This window comes from Streptomyces sp. NPDC030799, from assembly GCF_055572255.1.
Genome location: NZ_JBVIDS010000001.1, coordinates 764,727 through 782,718, shown reverse-complemented (window position 1 = coordinate 782,718; position 17,992 = coordinate 764,727). Strand labels below are relative to the sequence as shown.

Annotated in this window: 14 protein-coding genes; 11 read left to right on the top strand and 3 right to left on the bottom strand. The window is 69.8% G+C overall.

The features are described from left to right. Positions 1 to 15 precede the first annotated feature (15 nt). Genes ACZ41I_RS03420 through ACZ41I_RS03410 form a run of 3 tightly spaced genes read left to right on the top strand, consistent with a single transcriptional unit; the run spans position 16 to position 2,642 of the window. The gene (locus ACZ41I_RS03420) at positions 16 to 894 is read left to right on the top strand and encodes a metal-dependent hydrolase (protein WP_468513045.1); all 879 of its coding nucleotides are present in this window, start codon (positions 16 to 18) and stop codon (positions 892 to 894) included. Next, a complete protein-coding gene (locus tag ACZ41I_RS03415) occupies positions 894 to 1,916 on the top strand; it encodes a PDR/VanB family oxidoreductase (RefSeq protein WP_468513044.1) in 1,023 nt (340 codons plus the stop codon). Before ACZ41I_RS03420 ends, ACZ41I_RS03415 begins: the two co-directional genes overlap by 1 nt. Positions 1,917 to 1,952: 36 nt before the next feature. Next, positions 1,953 to 2,642: a TetR/AcrR family transcriptional regulator gene (locus tag ACZ41I_RS03410; RefSeq protein ID WP_363216814.1), complete on the top strand. Its 690-nt coding sequence runs from the start codon at positions 1,953 to 1,955 to the stop codon at positions 2,640 to 2,642. Positions 2,643 to 2,670: 28 nt separating this feature from the next. Here ACZ41I_RS03410 and pulA read toward each other — a convergent pair whose 3' ends face one another. Both pulA and ACZ41I_RS03400 read right to left on the bottom strand, forming a co-directional pair. After that, positions 2,671 to 8,037 (bottom strand): pullulanase-type alpha-1,6-glucosidase, encoded by a 5,367-nt coding sequence (gene pulA, locus ACZ41I_RS03405; RefSeq protein WP_468513043.1) that lies wholly within the window; start codon positions 8,035 to 8,037, stop codon positions 2,671 to 2,673. Positions 8,038 to 8,297: 260 nt separating this feature from the next. Next, positions 8,298 to 9,680 carry an alpha-amylase family protein gene (locus tag ACZ41I_RS03400; RefSeq protein ID WP_399773681.1) on the bottom strand — a complete coding sequence of 461 codons (1,383 nt, stop codon included), beginning with the start codon at positions 9,678 to 9,680 and terminating at the stop codon, positions 8,298 to 8,300. A gap of 206 nt (positions 9,681 to 9,886) precedes the next feature. Between ACZ41I_RS03400 and ACZ41I_RS03395 the strand changes: the two genes are divergently transcribed. Then, positions 9,887 to 10,636 carry an AfsR/SARP family transcriptional regulator gene (locus tag ACZ41I_RS03395; RefSeq protein WP_363216817.1) on the top strand — a complete coding sequence of 250 codons (750 nt, stop codon included), beginning with the start codon at positions 9,887 to 9,889 and terminating at the stop codon, positions 10,634 to 10,636. A 55-nt stretch (positions 10,637 to 10,691) separates the two neighbouring features. On the opposite strand, the gene ACZ41I_RS03390 is transcribed toward ACZ41I_RS03395, so the two are convergent. Beyond that, on the bottom strand, positions 10,692 to 10,892 hold the full coding sequence (locus tag ACZ41I_RS03390) for a hypothetical protein (RefSeq protein ID WP_363216818.1): 201 nt from the start codon (positions 10,890 to 10,892) through the stop codon (positions 10,692 to 10,694). 165 nt (positions 10,893 to 11,057) lie between these two features. Here ACZ41I_RS03390 and ACZ41I_RS03385 point away from each other — a divergent pair, with 165 nt between their 5' ends. The 7 genes from ACZ41I_RS03385 to ACZ41I_RS03355 all read left to right on the top strand — a co-directional run bounded on the left by ACZ41I_RS03385 (position 11,058) and on the right by ACZ41I_RS03355 (position 17,987). Then, positions 11,058 to 11,585 (top strand): MauE/DoxX family redox-associated membrane protein, encoded by a 528-nt coding sequence (locus tag ACZ41I_RS03385; protein ID WP_468513042.1) that lies wholly within the window; start codon positions 11,058 to 11,060, stop codon positions 11,583 to 11,585. An 84-nt stretch (positions 11,586 to 11,669) separates the two neighbouring features. Further along, the gene (locus ACZ41I_RS03380) at positions 11,670 to 12,206 is read left to right on the top strand and encodes a redoxin domain-containing protein (RefSeq protein ID WP_468513041.1); all 537 of its coding nucleotides are present in this window, start codon (positions 11,670 to 11,672) and stop codon (positions 12,204 to 12,206) included. Then, positions 12,203 to 14,005: an ABC transporter ATP-binding protein gene (locus ACZ41I_RS03375; protein ID WP_468513040.1), complete on the top strand. Its 1,803-nt coding sequence runs from the start codon at positions 12,203 to 12,205 to the stop codon at positions 14,003 to 14,005. The genes ACZ41I_RS03380 and ACZ41I_RS03375 overlap by 4 nt, the downstream gene beginning before the upstream one ends. After that, positions 14,002 to 14,463: a S26 family signal peptidase gene (locus tag ACZ41I_RS03370; protein WP_468513039.1), complete on the top strand. Its 462-nt coding sequence runs from the start codon at positions 14,002 to 14,004 to the stop codon at positions 14,461 to 14,463. Before ACZ41I_RS03375 ends, ACZ41I_RS03370 begins: the two co-directional genes overlap by 4 nt. A 168-nt stretch (positions 14,464 to 14,631) precedes the next feature. Next, entirely contained in the window at positions 14,632 to 15,921 is a 1,290-nt protein-coding gene (locus ACZ41I_RS03365) for an extracellular solute-binding protein (protein WP_363216824.1), read from the top strand. Positions 15,922 to 16,061: 140 nt separating this feature from the next. Continuing rightward, positions 16,062 to 17,066 carry a carbohydrate ABC transporter permease gene (locus ACZ41I_RS03360; RefSeq protein ID WP_399773695.1) on the top strand — a complete coding sequence of 335 codons (1,005 nt, stop codon included), beginning with the start codon at positions 16,062 to 16,064 and terminating at the stop codon, positions 17,064 to 17,066. A 12-nt stretch (positions 17,067 to 17,078) separates the two neighbouring features. Beyond that, complete coding sequence (locus ACZ41I_RS03355) at positions 17,079 to 17,987, top strand: sugar ABC transporter permease (protein ID WP_399773698.1); 909 nt, start codon at positions 17,079 to 17,081, stop codon at positions 17,985 to 17,987. Positions 17,988 to 17,992: the final 5 nt, after the last annotated feature.

The window sequence follows — 17,992 nt, the reverse complement described above, 5'->3', positions numbered from 1 at the left end:
CAGTACATTGACGCCATGTCTAACACGCAGGCCCGGGTGCCGCTCAAGGCACGCAAGGTGTCCTTCTCCTGGGACGGCACGCCGTTGCACTGGGTGCCGGGAGATCCCCTCACCACGCACACCATCAACGTGCTGCACCTGCTGCTGCCCGCCGGTGAGCGGTGGTTCGTGCATGTGTACAAGCAGGTGCTGCCGTACATCCGGGACGACCGGCTCCGCGAGGACGTCATCGGGTTCATCGGCCAGGAGGCGATGCACTCCCAGGCCCATGACGAGGTGCTGCCGCATCTGCGCGAGCAGGGCCTCGATCCGACGCCGTACACCGCGCAGGTCGACTGGTTCTTCGAGAAGCTGCTCGGCGACCGGACGCTGCCGCCGGGCAGGCCGCGCCGCTGGTGGCTGATGGAGCGGGTCGCGCTCATCGCGGCCATCGAGCACTACACCGCATTCCTCGGCAACTGGGTGCTCAACGCCGACGAACTGGACCGGCGCGGCGCCGATCCGACCATGCTGGACCTGCTGCGCTGGCACGGCGCGGAGGAGGTGGAGCACCGCTCCGTCGCCTTCGAGCTGTTCATGCACGTCGACGGCAGCTACCGCCGGCGCGTACGGACCTGGGCCACGGCCTTTTCGGCACTGGTGTTCCTGTGGCAGCGCGGGGCCCGGTTCTTCATGGAGAACGATCCGACCCTCGTCGGCGGCAAGGCTTCCTTCAGGGAGTTCCACGTCCGCGGCAGGCGGGGCCTGCTGCCCGCGACCGGAGACATGCTCAGGTCCATCCCCCGCTATCTCAGCCGCGACTACCATCCCTCACAGGAGGGCGACACCGAGCAGGCCATCGCCTACCTGGCCTCCTCGCCGGCGGCCACGGCGGCGGAGAAGAGGGCCGCCTGATGCCGAAGCTGCGTCATGTCGCGCTCGTCGCGGGCGCCGCCCTGCTGACCCGGCGGGCCCTGCGCCGCCGCATCCAGGCCTCACCGCTGTGGCCGATGCCCGCGCTGGAGGAGCCCATCTCGGGCCGACCGCGCTCGCGGGCCCTGCGGCTGCTGGTGACCTCGCACGAGACGGTGGCCGACGGTGTCGTCCGACTGCGCCTGGAGGGGCGGGACCTGCCGCGCTGGGAGCCCGGAGCCCATCTCGACCTCGTCCTGCCGTCAGGCCTCGTCCGGCAGTACTCGCTGTGCGGCGACCCCGAGGACACCTCCTCGTACACCCTCGCGATCCGGCTGGTCGAGAACGGGCGGGGCGGCTCGCGGGAGGTGCACGAGCAGCTCGCCGAGGGCATGGAACTGGAGGTGCGCGGCCCGAGGAACCGTTTTCCCCTGGTCGCGGCGCCCGCGTACGTCTTCGTCGCCGGCGGTATCGGCATCACCCCGGTCCTGCCCATGCTGCGGGCCCTGCCGGAGAACGCCGAGTGGCGGTTGCTGTACGCGGGGCGCGACAGGGCCTCGATGCCGTTCCTGGAGGAGGTCGAGAAGCTGGGCCATGACCGGGTGACCGTCGTGGAGGGAAGGCCGGACCTCGACGCTCTGGAGGTGAGCGAGGGGACCGCCCTCTACTGCTGCGGGCCCGAGGGGCTCATGACGGCGGTCGCGGCACGCTTCCCGGACGTCCGCCTCGAACGGTTCGCGCCCCGTACGTCGTCCGACGGCAACACGGAGTTCGAGGTGGAACTCAGGCGCAGCGGACGGACGGTGACCGTCCCCGCCGGCTCCACCGTGCTGCAGGCCGTGCGCAGGGAGCTGCCGGACACCGCCTACTCCTGCGAGCAGGGGTTCTGCGGGACCTGCCAACAGCGGGTGCTGGAGGGCGAGATCGACCACCGGGACGAGCTGCTGACGGACGACGAACGGCCCGACTCGATGCTGATCTGTGTGTCCCGGTCCAGGAGCGATCGTTTGGTGCTCGACATGTGATCACTCTCGCCGGTATCCGATCGGTAAGGTGTGCCCATGAGTACCGGGGTTCGCCGCAGGATGGGCGTCGAGGAGCGGCGGCAGCAGCTGATCGGTGTCGCCCTCGACCTGTTCAGCCGACGCTCGCCCGACGAGGTCTCCATCGACGAGATAGCGTCGGCCGCGGGCATCTCACGCCCGCTGGTCTACCACTACTTCCCCGGCAAACTCAGCCTCTACGAGGCTGCGTTGAAGCGTGCCTCGCAGGATCTCGCGGGCCGTTTCAGCGAGCCGCACGAAGGGCCGCTCGGCGCCCGGCTGCTGCGCGTGATGCGCCGCTTCTTCGACTTCGTGGACGAGCACGGCCCCGGCTTCTCGGCACTGATGCGCGGCGGCCCGGCGGTCGGCTCCTCGGCGACGAACGCGCTCATCGACTCCGTGCGGCAGGCCGCCTACGAACAGATCCTGTCGCACCTCGGCGTCACCGACGCGCCGCCGCGTCTGGAGCTGGTCGTGCGCTCATGGATCTCGCTCGCCGAGTCGACGGCACTGATCTGGCTGGACGGCCGCCGCGTCCCGCGCGCCGAGCTGGAACTCCAGCTCGTGCACGACTTCGCCGCGCTGGCCGCCGTCAGCGCCGCCTACGACGAGGAGATGGCCGACCTGCTGCGCACCATGGTCAAGGACGAGCCGGCCGACGGCCCCTTCGCGGAGCTCGTCGGCCGGCTGATCGCCCTCGGTTCCTGAACCCCGGGGTGAATCCCCCCGGGACGACCTAGTCCGCCACCCGTTCGAACACCGCCACGGTCCGCGCCGGGACGGTGAACGTGCCCGAGCCGGCCGCGTAGGCGGAGGTCTTCACCACCGGGTCGGCACCCTTCGCCTGCACCGGGTGCAGCCGGTAGCCGGTGCCGGCGAGGGCGCCGATCGTCTGCTCCTGCTGCTGCGGGGTGGCGTTGAAGACCACGACGAGGTCACCGAGCCGCATGGTGACGACACCCGGCGTCTCGTCCTTGCCGGACAGCGGGAAGGACAGCTCGTCCTGCACCCGTGCGGCCGTGCCCAGCGAGAACGCCTTCTCCGTCGTACGGATCCTCAGCAGGTCCCGGTAGGCGGCGGAGGCCCCGGTGATCTGCTCGCAGCCCACCTCGACCGTGCTCAGCAACGGCCGGGCGTAGTCCCACTTGGACTGGTTGTCGGCCGCCGGGGGCAGTCCGCGCCCGAAGCCGTTGCCGTCGGCGCAGTTCCAGTGGATGGCGTTGAACCAGTCCCCGCTGTCGAAGGAGTTGCGGTCCAGCGACTTGGAGCGCAGCAGGTCGGTGCCCGCCTGGGACAGGGACGGCCCCTGCGAGAGGCCGGCCGTGGCCATCGCCAGGACCTGCATCCGGGCCCGGTCGGACGCGGAGGTGTCCTTCGGGAGCTTGTAGGTGAGCGCGTCGAACAGCGACTCGTTGTCGTGCGCGTCCGCATAGGCGAGGGCGTCGCCGGGTGCGTCGGCGTATCCGGCGGGCGAGCCGTTGTAGTCGATCTCCGCTCCCGTGACCTCCTTGCCGTCCGTGTCCGTGAAGTGGTACTTGGCGAGGTTGCCGGTCAGGCCGACCTTGATGAGGTCCTGGTAGTGCAGGAGGCGCGCCTTCTGCTCCTCCTTCGAGCCGTTGGCGGTGGTGGAGTTGGGGTCGGTGTACAGCCCGGAGGCGAAGCCCTGGACGCCGGGGTCGGAGTCGAAGGGGCTGCCGCCGCGCACGGCGTCACGGGCGCGGTCGGAGAAGGTGGCGATACCGGTGCCGGCCATGTTCTTCTGCGTGGCCTGCACGAACCGGGCGTCGTTGGCGACCTCCCCGAAGTTCCAGCCCTCGCCGTACAGGATGATCTTCTTGCCGTCGACGCCGTCCTTCTGCGGCGTCAGCGCGTCCAGGGCCTTCCTGACCGCCAGGATGTTGGCCTTCGGGTGGTGGCCCATGAGGTCGAAGCGGAACCCGTCGACCTTGTACTCCTTGGCCCAGGTGACGATCGAGTCCACGACCAGCTTGCCCATCATCGCGTTCTCCGGCGCGGTGTTGGCACAGCACGTGCTGTTGGCCACCGACCCGTCGGCGAGGAGGCGCTGGTAGTAGCCCGGCACGATCTTGTCCAGCACGCTGGCGTCCGCCTGGCCGCCGGCCGCCGTGTGGTTGTAGACGACGTCCATGACGACCCGCAGGCCGTCCTCGTTCAGGCCCTGGACCATCCTGCGGAACTCGACCGTACGGGCCGTGCCGTCCGGGTCGGTGGCGTACGAGCCCTCGGGGACCGTGTAGTGGTACGGGTCGTAGCCCCAGTTGTAGGCGTCCTTCGCGGCCGTCTTCGCCACGCACTCCTGCTGCTTGTCGGAGTCGGCGGGGTAGGAGGCGAGGTCGCAGCCGGGGCTCGCCTGGTCGGCCTTCTTCTCGGGGACGGTGGCGAAGTCGAAGGCGGGCAGCAGGTGGACGTACGACGTCCCGGACTTCGCCAGCGCGCGCAGGTGCTTGGAGCCGTCGCTGTCCTTGTCGGTGAAGGCCAGGTAGGTGCCCGGGTGCTTCGAGGTGCGGTCCTCGACGGAGAAGTCCCGGATGTGCAGCTCCTGGATCTGCGCGTCCTTCAGCGGTACGGCCCTCGGCTTGCGCAGGGCCGACCAGCCGCTCGGGGCGAGGGACCTGTCGTCCAGGTCGACGACGAGGCTGCGCTCGGAGTCGGCGGTGAGCGCGAGGGAGTAGGGGTCGGTGACCTTGTTGGTGACCGTCTTGCGGACGCTGGGCGCCCAGACCTTCACGACGTACCGGTAGGGCTTGCCCTTCCAGGACGCCGGGCCGGTGACGGACCAGACGCCGGTGGTGTCGTTCCGGTGCATGGCGTGGACCGAGCCGTCCAGCTCCAGTGCGACGCTCTGCGCGGTCGGCGCCCACACGGAGAGCGTCGGCTTCCCGTCGTGGAAGACCGGCCCGAGCGCGGCCCGGGTGGCGCCGGGGTAGAGGTCGTCCAGCACGCCCGCGACCTGCACGCCGGTCGCGGCCAGCACGGCACCGTTCGCCGCCCGCTGCGAGGCCACCAGCTGGCCCTTCAGCGCCGCGCGCACCCGGTCGCGGTCACGTGGGTCGACGGACCAGGCGGTGTAGTCCTTCAGGTGCGGGAACTTCGCTTTCTGGGCATCGGTCAGCTGAGTCCTGCCCAACCGGATCCAGCGCTCGTCGTCGCTGGTCAGCGCCCCGTCCTTGACGGTGATCGAGCCGTCGTGGCTGTACAGCAGCTGGGTGGAGGCGGCGCCGTCCACGCCGTTCCAGGCGAGCGTGTTCCGGTCGATCCAGATCGCCTTGGAGGTGCTCAGGTCGAGGGCGGCGGCGCTGCCCGCCGGCTGCGGCAGCAGGTACTGCTCCTGGCCGTTCAACAGCCACACCTCATGGCCGCCGGCCTTGAGGTCCAGGGACTGGTCGGCCGGGAGATCCTTGTCGTCGCCCTTGTGGACGATGTAGCTGAGGCTGGTGGCACCCTCGGTGAGCGGCACCTCGAAGACCGCGCCATAGGCATCAGTCTTCACCGGCTTCAGCGGGGCCGACCAGTCGGTGGGGTGCGCGGCACCCGTCCAGACGTGCAGACCCCAGCCGTCGTAGTCGCCGTCGGCGCGGTGGTAGTGGATGACGGCCTTGGTCTTGTCCTGCGCGGGACGGTCGGGCTGCTGCGTCAGTACGTCCGTCTTCCCCTGCTCGACCCACACCTCACCCGTCCGGGTGACGTCGATGCTCCGGTCGGCGGAGACGTCCTTGTTCCCGTCCTTGTCGACGACCAGGAAGCCGACGTCGGACGCGCCGGGCTTGAGCTTGACCCAGGCGAAGGCGCCGTAGGCGTCCCGGCCGGTGAAGGGGTGGCCGGCCGGCCAGTTCGTGGCCTCGCCGTCGGCGATGTCGCCCCAGGCGTACAGGCCCCAGTCGGCGTAGTCGCCGTCGGTGCGCTTGTAGTGGACGATCGCGTAGTCGCGCGAGGAGGCCGTGGGGGTACCGGGCGCGGGCGGGGTGCCGGAGGTGCTGCTCGCCGTGGTGCTCGCGGTGTGCCCGGCCGAGTCGATCACGACGGCCTTGTAGCGCAGCGTGGTCCCGGCCGGGATGTCCTTGCCGAGGGTCTGGGTGACCTTGTACGGGGCGTGGTCGGCGGAGCCGAGGACCTGCCACTTGGCGTCGCCGGCCTGGGCGGCGAAGACGACCCGGTTCAGCTGACCACCGTCGACGTCGGCGCCGATCTGCACCGTGCCGGTGGCTCCGGCGGCCGGGGCCTTCAGGGCGACGGCCGGTGGTGCGGCGGGCTTGCCGAGCGGGCCGGTGGCCTTGTAGACGACGGCGGACTCGGCCGGGACGGTGACGGTGACCTTGCGGTCGCCGTCGGACTGCACCGAGCCGGAGGCGCCGTAGATGCCCTGGTACGCCATGCCGGCGGACCCGGTGGCGAAGCTCGCGGTCTGCGCGGTGCCCGCGTTGTTGAGGGCGACGACGTACTCCTGCCCGGACGCGGCGTCCGTACGGGTGAAGGCGTAGACCCCGGCGCCGTCGGCCGCGTAGCGCTCGGTCTGGACTCCGTCGGTCAGGGCCGGGTTGGCCGTGCGCAGCCTGGCGAGCGCGGCGATCTGCCGGTACAGGGGCGCCGAGGTGTCGTAGGAGTCGTCGGCGTGGGTGCGGTCGGTGCCGATCTCGTCGTCTTCGAGGTAGTCGGGGACCTTGGAGGCGAACATGGTCTGGCGGGCGTCCTTGTCGCCGCCGGAGCCGGTGAAGCCCTGCTCGTCGCCGTAGTAGACGACCGGGTTGCCGCGGCTGAGGAACATCAGCTCGTTGGCCAGCTCGTCCTTCTTGAGGATCTCGGCGTCGGTGGCCTTCGGGTTGTCCTGCTTCAGGAAGTACCCGATGCGGCCCATGTCGTGGTTGCCGAGGAAGGTGACCTGCTCGTACGCGTTGGCCTTGTCGGTCGTGTACTTGTAGTCGTCGCCGAAGACACCCGCGAGCTTCTGCGCGCTGCCGCCCTGGGAGGCGTAGGCGCGGGCGGCGTCCTGGAAGGGGAAGTCGAGAGTGGCGTCGAGGCGGCCCTGGGTGACGTACGGGGAGGTGATCGAGGTGTCTGCGGAGTAGACCTCGCCGAACATGAAGAAGTTCTTGCGGCCGTGGGCCGCCGCGCAGGTGTCCAGCGCGGTCGCCCACTGCGTCCAGAACGGCAGGTCGACATGCTTGACGGTGTCGATCCGGAAGCCGTCGACGGCGAAGTCCTCGACCCACCGCTCGTAGATCTTCTCCATGCCGTGCACGACCTCGGGACGCTCGGTCCACAGGTCGTCCAGGCCCGAGAAGTCACCGTAGGTCGTGGACTCGCCGGAGTACGTCGAGTCGCCCCGGTTGTGGTACATCGTCGGGTCGTTGAGCCACGCCGGGACCTTGGACCGGCTCGTGACCCTCGGGGTGTACGGGAAGGAGTCGCGGGAGACGGCCGGGAACTTGCTGGTGCCGTCCGCGTGGTCGGCGTCGTCGAAGGGCCGGCCGTCCTTGGTCAGGTAGGGGAAGGCGCCCTTGGAAAGGTAGTCGGAGGACTTCTCCTCGTGGTCCACGACGTCGGCGGTGTGGTTGGTGATGACGTCGAAGAAGACCTTCATGCCCTTGGCGTGCGCCTTGGAGATGAGGGTCTTGAGGTCCTTGCCGGTGCCGAAGTGGGGGTCGACCTGGGTGAAGTCGGTGATCCAGTACCCGTGGTAGCCGGCGGAGGCATTGGCTCCGGTGCCCTGCACGGGGCGGTTCTTGAAGATGGGGGCCATCCAGATGGCAGTGGTGCCGAGGCCCTTGATGTAGTCCAGCCGCTTGGTCAGACCCTTGAGATCGCCGCCCTGGTAGAAGCCCTTGTCGGTGGGGTCGTAGCCGGTGCTGAGTCGCGAACCGGTGAGTCCGCCCTCGTCGTTGGCCTTGTCCCCGTTGGCGAAACGGTCCGGCATGACGAAGTAGAACTGCTCGTGGGTGTCGCCGTGCCGTGCGGGCTGGGCGGCGAGGGCCGCGTCCGAGGGGGGCGCGGGCGGGCCGGCCGCGTGGGCGGCCAGTGGCTGGATCAGTGCGGCGGCGAGGGCTACGGCGGCTACGGCCGCGGCCCGTCTCGCTCTCGGTATCACAGGCGGTAACTCCTAGCGAATGCGGCTCTCTTGGGTCCGACCCGGCGCGACCGTATCGCTGCCGAAAGCTTTACAGCAAGAGTCTTGAAACTCATAGCAAGAAGTTTCAACGTCAACCTTGACGCATGCTCCGCGACTGCCGCAAAGGGACTCCGCGGGCAGGGTGACCTGGGAGTCGAAGGCCAACAGGTCGACGACGACCACGTCGGCCCTCTCGCTGAACAACTCCGGCTACGCGGCGAGTGGCACGGGGCAGCAGCTCAGCAGCTCGGCTTTCCCGCATAGATCGCCAGCGCCGTGTCGGCGCCCAGGGTGGCGGTGAACTGTCCGCTGGAGTTCACCGTCACCGTCGTGTTGTTCTGCACGTTGCAGTACGTGCCCGCGGGCAGTGACGTCTGGTACGTCCTGGTCTGGCTGCCGGACTCGTGGTTGATCGCCACATAGCCCTTGGTGCCGCGGCCGAAGGCGATCCAGTTGTTGCCGTTGTCCCACCAGTTGGTGACCGACTGGCCGCGGGTCGCATTGCGGAAGGCGACCATCGACTTGATCTCCGGCCACGCGTGCTGGCACTTCCAGCCGTCCTGCCAGCAGGCGTTGACCGTGCCGCCGTTGGGCGGGCCGGCGTCCGCGTCGGACCACTCGTAGCCGGAGTTGATGTCCGGGGCGCCGTAGGGCCACGCGAGCATGAAGACGTTCGCCAGGGTGTAGTCGGCGCCGTCCTTGTAGTTCAACGTGCTGCCGTTGCGCTCCGTGTCGTGGTTGTCCACGAAGACGCCGGCGACCGAGCTGTTCAGGTAGCCCCAGCCCTCGCCGAAGTTGTTCAGATAGGCCAGCTTCTCGTTGGTGAGGACGCGCTTGAGGTCGTAGGCGTAGCGGAACTCCTGGACGTCCCCGTTGCCGGTGTACTCGGAGGGCTGGACCGCCTCGTTCGCGCCGTAGATGACCTCCTGCTTCCAGTAGACGGAGGGGTTGGCCAGACGGGATTTGATGTTCGCCAGGTCCTCGGCGGGGATGTGTTTGGCCGCGTCGATGCGGAAGCCGTCGGCGCCCAGGGAGAGCAGGTCGTTCATGTAGCCGGCGATGGTCTTGCGGACGTACTCCTCGCCGGTGTCCAGGTCGGCCAGGCCGACGAGTTCGCAGTGCTGGACGTTCCAGCGGTCCTGGTAGTTGCTGACCTGGGAGGTGCAGTCGTCGAAGTCCGGGAACGAGTACAGGCCCGGATAGTCGTACTTCGTGTACGTCGAGCCGCCGGTGCCGGTGCCGCTGCCCGCCGACATGTGGTTGACGACGGTGTCGACGACGACCTTCAGGCCGGCCGCGTGACAGGTGTCGATCATGTTCTTGAACGCGGTGCGGTCGCCGAGGCGGCCGGCGATCCGGTACGACACCGGCTGGTAGGAGGTCCACCACTGCGAGCCCTGTATGTGCTCGGCGGGCGGCGAGACCTGGACATAGCCGTAGCCGGCGGGGCCGAGGGTGCGGGTGCACTCGCGGGCCACCGAGGCGTAGTTCCATTCGAAGAGGACGGCGGTGACGTCCTTCGTGCCGGGCGGAGAGGCCTCGGCGGCACCGGTGGGGACGGTGAGGGGGACCGCCAGGCCGGCCACGAGGGCGAGCGTGGCGGCCAGGGTCTTTCTGGCCATGTGTGCTCCTGCACTTCGTTGTGCGGGTGGGGGGAGTTTGACTGATCAACGACCAACGGGTGGCGTGAACCTAACTGTTGCACCAACGTTTCAGCAAGATGCAGAAAGAAATTCCAACAAGCGTCTTGACGAGGGCAGTTCGCCCGTCACAGGCTCCACAGGATCAACGCTCGCGCGTGCGGGCGGGCGGGGAGAGGGGGACTTCCATGGCCGAAGGGTTTCGCATACTGGGCCGTGTGCGGCTGGGCGGCGATCCGGCCGGGGTGCGGGGCGTCAAACCGCGTGCCCTGCTGGTGACCCTGCTGCTGCACGCCGGGCGCCGCGTCTCGCTCGATGTGCTCCAGGAGGCCCTGTGGGACGGGGAGCCGCCGCGTTCCGCCGTGGCCAACATCCGTACGCACGCCAGCGCCCTGCGCTCGGCGCTGGGCGGCACCGCGAGGCTGGCCGCGGGCGACGGCGGCTACGCGCTGGAGGCGCCCGCCGAGGCCTGCGACCACCTGCGCTTCCTGGACCTGGCGGGTGCGGGGCGGGCCGCGCTGCTCGCGGGGGACGCCGACCGGGCGACGCGGCTGCTCGCGGCGGCGCTCCTGCTGTGGGACGGCGACCGCGCGGCCGTCGGGGTGCCACGCGTCGGTCCGCTTCTCGGTGCGCTCGGGCATCTGGACGAGGAGCGGATGCGGGCGGTGGAGGACCTGGCCGAGGCCCATCTGCGGGTCGGCGAGCCGCGCGCGGCACTGCGTGATCTGACCGGTCTGCTGTCCTCGGCGCCCCTGCGCGGCCGGGGCTGGGCGCTGCGGATGCGGGCCCATCACCGGCTGGGCGAGGTGGGCGGTGTCCTGGAGGCGTACCGCAGCGCGTGCGCGGTCTACCGGGCGGAGCTGGGCATCGCGCCCGGTCGTGAACTGGCGGACGTGTATGCCGAGTTGATGGGCGGGCGGCTGCCGAGGAGCGCGTGACGCCCCGCTCCCCGGGGCGGGAGCGGGGCACGGACTCAGCGCGGGCGCCGCCGGGTCAGGAGCTGCAGCACTTGCCGGTGTTCGTCCAGCTGGTGCAGCTGCCGGTGCTGTCCCAGCACTGGCGGGTGTACTTCGCCTGGTAGGCCGGGTACGACGAACAGCCGCCCGCGCACTTGGTGTCGGTCCACCAGGTGGCGTCGGCCGTGACCTTCGGCGCGAGCTTGTTCACGAGCGCGTCCGCGATTCGCTGAAACAACGGATACTCCTTTTCCTTTCACTGCCGGCCGCCCGTCGCGACCGATTCCACCGGCACATTACGAGGGCCGGATACAGGTCGCCTTCCACCGCCGATGTAGGTCCGCGTGTATGCCCCCTGTACATCCGGCTCCTACGCTGGGCCGTCGTCTTCACGGAAGGGGGAATGAGCGTGTGGTACACGGCGGTGCTGTGCCGGGTCCTGCTCGGTTTTGTCTTTGCCGCGTCGGCGTTCGCGAAACTGCGCGGTCGGGCCGCGTTCGCCGGGTTCGCAAAGGGGCTGGCGGCCATGCGGGTGGTTCCGGAGCGGGGCCTGCGGGAACTCGCCGGCGTCGTGGCCGTGACCGAGGCGGTGGTGCCGGTGCTGCTGCTCGCGCCGGGCACGGCACGGCTCGGCCTCGGGCTCGCGGTGCTGCTGCTGAGTGCGTTCACGCTGGCCGTGGGGGTGGTGCTGCGCCGTGGGACGGTGGCGTCCTGCCCCTGCTTCGGGGCTGCGCAGGCGCCGTTCGGGGTGCGTCACGTCGTCCGCAACACCGTGTTGACGGGCGTCGCGGCGGCGGGGCTGGCGACGGTCGGCGGCGGGGCGTCCGGGCAGGGTGCCGGGGTGCTGCTCGCGGTGCTCGCCGGGGCGGTTCTGGCGAGCCTGGTCATTCGCCTCGACGACCTCGTAGCCCTTTTCCGCCTGTCTGGCTGATTCCTGCCGAGTTGATTCCTGCCGCATTGATTCCTGCCGCATTGATTCCTGCCGCATTGATTCCGTCATTCAGGAGATTTTTCCGTGTCGATTCTCGCCGCCGCCGTGACGTTCGCGATCGGTTTGGGCCTGCTGAATCTGGTGCTCGCCTACGGCATCATCCGCAGACTCCGGTCCGACGCACGGAATTCACCCCCGGCCGCATTTCCGGTGACCGATGCCGACAGCCTGGGCGCGACAGCCGAGGAATTCAGCGTGCGCCTGGAGGACGGCCGGGAGATATCCCGGGACACGGTGGCGGACGACACCCTCGTGGCCTTCTTCGCGCCGGGCTGCGGCCCCTGCGCGGAGTTGCTGCCGCACTTCGTGGAGACCGTGGCGCACTCCGGCCGCCCTGCGGAGGAGGTCCTGGCCGTGGTCGTACCGGGCAAGGAGGACTCCGCACCGTACACCTCGGCGCTGGGAGAGGTGGCGACGGTGCTGACGGGGGACGACGCGCGCACGGTGGAAGCCGCGTTCGGAGTGAGTGCGTACCCGGTGGTGTGCCGGGTGGAGGCCGGCGGCCGGCTCACGGCCCTCGCCCGCGACCTGCGTGAACTGAAGGCGCCGGTGGGCGTATGAGCACCCGGGGCAAGGACCGGGGCCGCGCCGTCGGCCTGCGCGCCGTCGCCGGTCTCGCCGTGCGCGCCGCCCCCGTCCCGCTGGCCGGCATCGTGCTGGCCGCGCTGCCGGCTGCCGGACTTCCGGTGGCCGCGGCATGGCTGACCCGGCAGGTGCTGGACCTGGTGGCCGTCGCCCGGCACGGAGCTGCCGCGGACGTCATGGGCCCCGCCGCCGGGCTGGCCGCCGTGGCCGTGGCCGTCGCGGTGCTGCCGCACGCCGAGCGGTTTCTCTGCGGGGAGCTGGGCCGCCGGGTGGGGCTCGCGGCCCAGGACCGGCTGTATGCCCGGGTGAACGGCTTCACCGGGCTCGCCCCGTTCGAGGATCCGGGGCGGCTGGACCGGCTGCGGCTGGCCGAGCAGTGCGGTCAGGACACTCCGGTGCAGATCGTCTCGGCGGCGGTGTCGCTGGGGCAGGCCGGGACGAGCGTCGCGGGTTTCCTGGTGTCGCTGTGGCTGATGAGCCCGTGGCTGGCGGTGCTCGTCCTGCTCGGCGCGCTGCCCGCCCTCGCGGCCGAGCTGCGGCTGGCGCGTGCCTGGTCCGAGGTCATGCTGCACACGACCCCTCTGGAGCGCCGGGAGTCGTTCTACGCGCATCTGCTGGGCAGCGTGGAGGCGGCGAAGGAGATCCGGCTGTTCGGCATCGGCGGGCTGCTGCGGGAGCGGATGCGCCGGGACCGTACGGCGATCAACGCGACCCGGCGCCGGATGGAACTGCGCACGGCGGCGGCGCAGGCCGGGCCGGCGGCCGTGTCGGCGGGGATCGCGGCGGCGGGTCTGGTCTGGGCGGTGCGCGCGGCCGCACGGGGCGAGCTGACGGTCGGCGACCTGGCGGTGCTCACCTCGGCGATCGCCGCCGTGCAGGGCGGGCTGAGCGGCATCGCCGCCTCCGCCGCCGTGACGCGTCAGCATCTGCTGCTGTTCGAGCACTACCTCGACGTGACGACGGCGCCGCCCGACCTGCCCGTACCCCGTCAGCCCCGCCCCGCGGGCGAGCTGACCCGCGGCATCGAGCTGCGGGACGTCTGGTTCCGCTACTCGGAGCAGCACGACTGGGTGCTGCGCGGAGTGAGCCTGACCATCCCGTACGGCCGCACGCTGGCGCTCGTCGGGGACAACGGCGCGGGCAAGAGCACCCTGGTCAAGCTGCTGTGCCGCTTCTACGACCCGACCCGGGGCAGCGTCCTGTGGGACGGTACCGACCTTCGCGAGCTGGACCCGCGTGAGCTGCGCCGCCGTGTCGGAGCGGTGTTCCAGGACTTCGTGCGGTACGACCTGACGGCCGCCGAGAACATCGCGCTGGGCGCGCCCGAGCGGGCCGGTGAGGTGGTCCGGGCGGCGCGGGCGGCCGGTGTCCACGACACGCTCGCCGCGCTCCCCCGCGGCTACGACACCCTGCTGTCGCGGTCCCACGGCGACGGTGAGGAGGTCGGGGTGGAGCTGTCCGGCGGGCAGTGGCAGCGGGTGGCGCTGGCCCGGGCCCTGCTGCGGGAGGATCCCGATCTGCTGATCCTGGACGAGCCGGCCTCGGGGCTGGATCCGCAGGCCGAGTACGAGATCCAGGAGGCTCTGCGGCTGCACCGGCGGGGCCGGACGAGCCTGCTGATCTCGCACCGGCTGGGCACGGCGCGGGATGCGGACCTGATCGTGGTGCTGCGGGACGGGACGGTCGTGGAGTCGGGCGGGCACGCGGAGCTGGTCGCGGCGGGCGGCCGGTACGCGGGGCTGTTCCGCCGGCAGGCCGAGGGGTATGTGCGGTGATCGCGCTGCTGCTGCTCGTCGCCGCAGTGGCCGGTGGCGTGCTGTGGATCCGGCGCCGGATGGTGATGATCACCGTCAGGGGCGTGAGCATGCGGCCGACGCTGCGGGCCGGCGATGTGCTGATCGGGCGCCGGACGCGCGCGGGCCGGCTGCGGTCGGGGCAGATCGTGGTGGTCGAGATGCCCGACCCCGGGGCCGACTGGAAGAGCTGGAGCTGGCCGGACCGGGCCTCCCACTTCATGATCAAGCGGCTCGCCGCCGTGCCCGGCGAGGCGGTGCCGGCCGCCGCGCGGGACCGGCTCGGTGCGGGCACCGTACCGGCCGGATCCGTGGTGGTGCTGGGCGACAACCTGCAAGAGAGCGTGGACTCCCGGGAGATCGGTTACTTCCCGGTGGAACGGGTGGTCGGAGTGGCGGTGCGCACGTATCGCAGCAGTCCGGAGGACATGCGGGGGTAACGGGGACGTCACGCTTGCAGGATCTTGCGGAAATTTCCTTGCAACATCTTTCGCAAGGACTTGCAGCCTTGCTACGTTCCTCCCGCGCCCGGCGGCCGTCGATTGGGACAGACGGCACCCGCGGTCTTCCCAAGGGATGATCCGGGCAACCCTCTTCTAGGAGTTCATATGCGACGTGGCATATCGATCGCCGCCGCGGTCACCGTGGTCGCCCTGGCCGCCACCGCCTGCGGCGGCTCGGACGACAACGCCAACGGCAAGCCGAAGGACCCCAAGGACGTCTCGGGCACGATCACCTACTGGGACACCTCCGACGCGGCGACCGAAGCCCCGACGTACCAGGCCCTGATCAAGCAGTTCGAGGCCAAGTACCCGAAGATCAAGGTGAACTACCAGAGCGTCCCGTTCACCGACGTCGAGCAGAAGTTCAAGTCGGCCGCCAAGAGCGGCAAGGGCGCCCCGGACGTGGTGCGCACCGACGTGGGCCTGATGGCCGAATACGCCTCGCTGGGCTACATCGCCCCGCTCGACGGCACCCCCGCGCTGCAGAACACCTCCGACTTCAGCACGGGCGCGATGAACACGGCCAAGATCAACGGCAAGACCTACGGCGTCCCGTCGGTCACCGACACGCTCGCCCTGCTGTACAACAAGGACCTGTTCAAGAAGGCCGGCATCGCCAAGCCGCCGGCCACCTGGGACGAGTTCATCGCCGACGCCAAGACGATCAAGAAGAAGACCGGCGCGTACGGCACCTACGTCAACCCGGACTCGTACTTCCTGCTGCCGCTGCTGTACGGCAACGGCGCCGACCTGGCCGACACGTCGGCGAAGAAGATCACCATCAGCGACAGCAACGCCGTCGCCGCGCTGAACACCGCGAAGAAGGTCTACGACGAGGCGTCGATGAAGGTCGACTTCGCGAACGCCTACCAGAACATGCAGACCGCCTTCAAGAACGGCAAGGTGGCCATGCTGATCCAGGGCCCGTGGTCCGTCAGCGACGACCTGACCGGCTCGGCGTTCAAGGGCAAGGAGGCCAACCTCGGCTACGCGCCCGTCCCGGCCGGCGCCGGCGGCAAGGCCCAGGCCCCCACCGGCGGTCACAACCTCGCCGTCTACCAGGGCTCCGGCAACCTGGACGCCAGCTACCTCTTCACGCAGTTCATGACGTCCACCCAGAGCCAGATCACCATCGCGGAGAAGACCGGCACCCTGCCGACCCGCAAGTCGGCCTACACCTCCGCGGTCACCTCCGACGCCAAGATCGCCGGCTTCAAGCCGATCCTGGAGCAGACCGCCCGTCCGCGCGTCGCGCTCCCCCAGGTCGGTTCGCTGTTCACGCCGCTGCAGCAGAACTACGTGAAGATCCTGCAGGGCGACGCGTCGGTGAAGTCCGGTCTGGACGCCACCGCCAAGCAGTTCCAGACGCTCCTGCCCGGCTACTCCATCGGCTGACCTGAACGGTCGGTAGCCGCACCGTAACCGAAGGACACGCAGCCCCGGGGAACGTTCTTTCCCCGCTGCCGCCCCGACCGGGGCTCCCCGGGGCTGCGGAACCACCCCACCTTTGCCGCGAACGAGCCGATAAAGAGTCGATGAGGATGAGCACCGCAGCGAGCACGGCACAGACCGACAAGACAGCGCGGGACGACAGGTCCACGCGCCCCGCACGCGTTTCACGCCTGAGGCGGTCCTGGGACAAGTACTGGTACGCCTGGGCGATGGTGACCCCGGTCGCCGTGGTGATCGCCGTGCTGGTCCTGTATCCGCTGGGGTACGGCTTCTACCAGTCGCTGACGGACGCCAACGAGGCGAACGTCGCCACCACCATCGGCGCCTTCCACCGGCCCGCGACATACGGCTTCGTCGGCCTCGACAACTACTGGCACGTCCTGTCGGGCGCGGACGGCGACTTCTACCCGCGCCTGGTGTGGACGGTCGTGTGGACGGTCTCCTGTGTCGCGCTGCAGGTCGGCATCGGCATGGGCCTCGCCGTGCTGCTCAACCGCAAGATGCGGCTGCGCGGCCTCTACCGGGCGATGCTGATCCTGCCCTGGGCGGTCCCGTCGTTCATCGGCGTCTTCGCCTGGCGGCTGATGCTGAACGCCCAGTTCGGTGTGTTCAACGAGATCATCACCGCGGTCGGCCTGCCCGCCCAGAACTGGCTGGGCACCCCGCTCGCCCAGAAGGTCGCCGTGATCATGGTGAACGTCTGGATCGGCATTCCCTTCAACATGGTCGCCGTGCTCGGCGGCCTGCAGTCGATCCCCAAGGAGCTGTACGAGGCCGCCGAGATGGACGGCGCCTCGCCCTGGCAGCGGTTCGTCAACGTCACCCTGCCCGGTCTGCGCCCGGTGTCCAACACCGTGATCCTGCTGGGCTGCATCTGGACGTTCAACATGTTCAACGTCATCTACCTGCTGCTGGGCAACAACACCACCGGCGACACCGACATCCTCGTCACCTTCGCCTTCCGCAAGGCCTTCACCGGCATCTCGGACTACTCGGGAGCGGCGACCTACGGGATCATCATCCTCGCCCTCCTGCTGGCCTTCTCGACCTTCTACCGCCGCAGCACCCTGAAGTCCGAGCAGGCGTAAGGAGCAACCGCCATGACCGCAGCGACCCACGAGACCCCCGCGACCGCTCCCGCCGCCACCCGTTCCCCGGCCGCTCCCTCCCGCAAGGTGCGCGGACGTGAGGAGCGCGGCCTGGCGGCGTCGATCGCCCTGCACGCCACCCTCATCCTGGCCACGGTCATCGCGGCCTTCCCGGTGGTGTGGATCCTGTTCATCTCGCTCGGCCCCAAGAACGCCTGGCAGCAGCCCAGCGAGGTGCTCAAGGACCTCAGCCTCCACAACTACAGTGACGTCCTGGCCCATTCGGACCTGCCGAAGTGGTTCCTGAACACCGTCGTCGTGGCCGGCGGCACCACCGCCCTCGGTGTCTTCCTGGCGGCGACCGCCGGGTACGCGGTGTCCCGGATGAGGTTCCCGGGCAGCCGACAGCTGATGTGGACCTTCCTGGTCACCCAGATGTTCCCCAGTATCGTGCTGATCGTGCCGCTGTATCTGCTTCTGTCCGAGTTGGACCTGCTCGACAACTACCTCGGTCTGATCCTGGCGTACGCGACCACGGCGGTGCCCTTCTGCGCCTGGATGATGAAGGGCTACTTCGACACCATCCCCAAGGAGATCGACGAGGCGGGCCGGGTGGACGGCCTCACCCCGTTCGGTACCTTCTGGCGGCTGATCGTGCCGCTGGCCAAGCCGGGCCTCGCGGTGACCGCGTTCTACAGCTTCCTCACCGCCTGGGGCGAGGTCGCCTACGCCACGCAGTTCATGCAGTCCGACCACTACACGCTCGCCGTCGGCATCCGCACCTTCGCACAGGACCAGCGGCCCGACTGGGCGTGGACCTCGGCCACCGCGATCATCATCACCATCCCGGCGGCCCTCGTGTTCATGCTCGTGCAGCGCAGCCTGGTCTCCGGACTGACCGCCGGCGGCACCAAGTCCTGACCGCC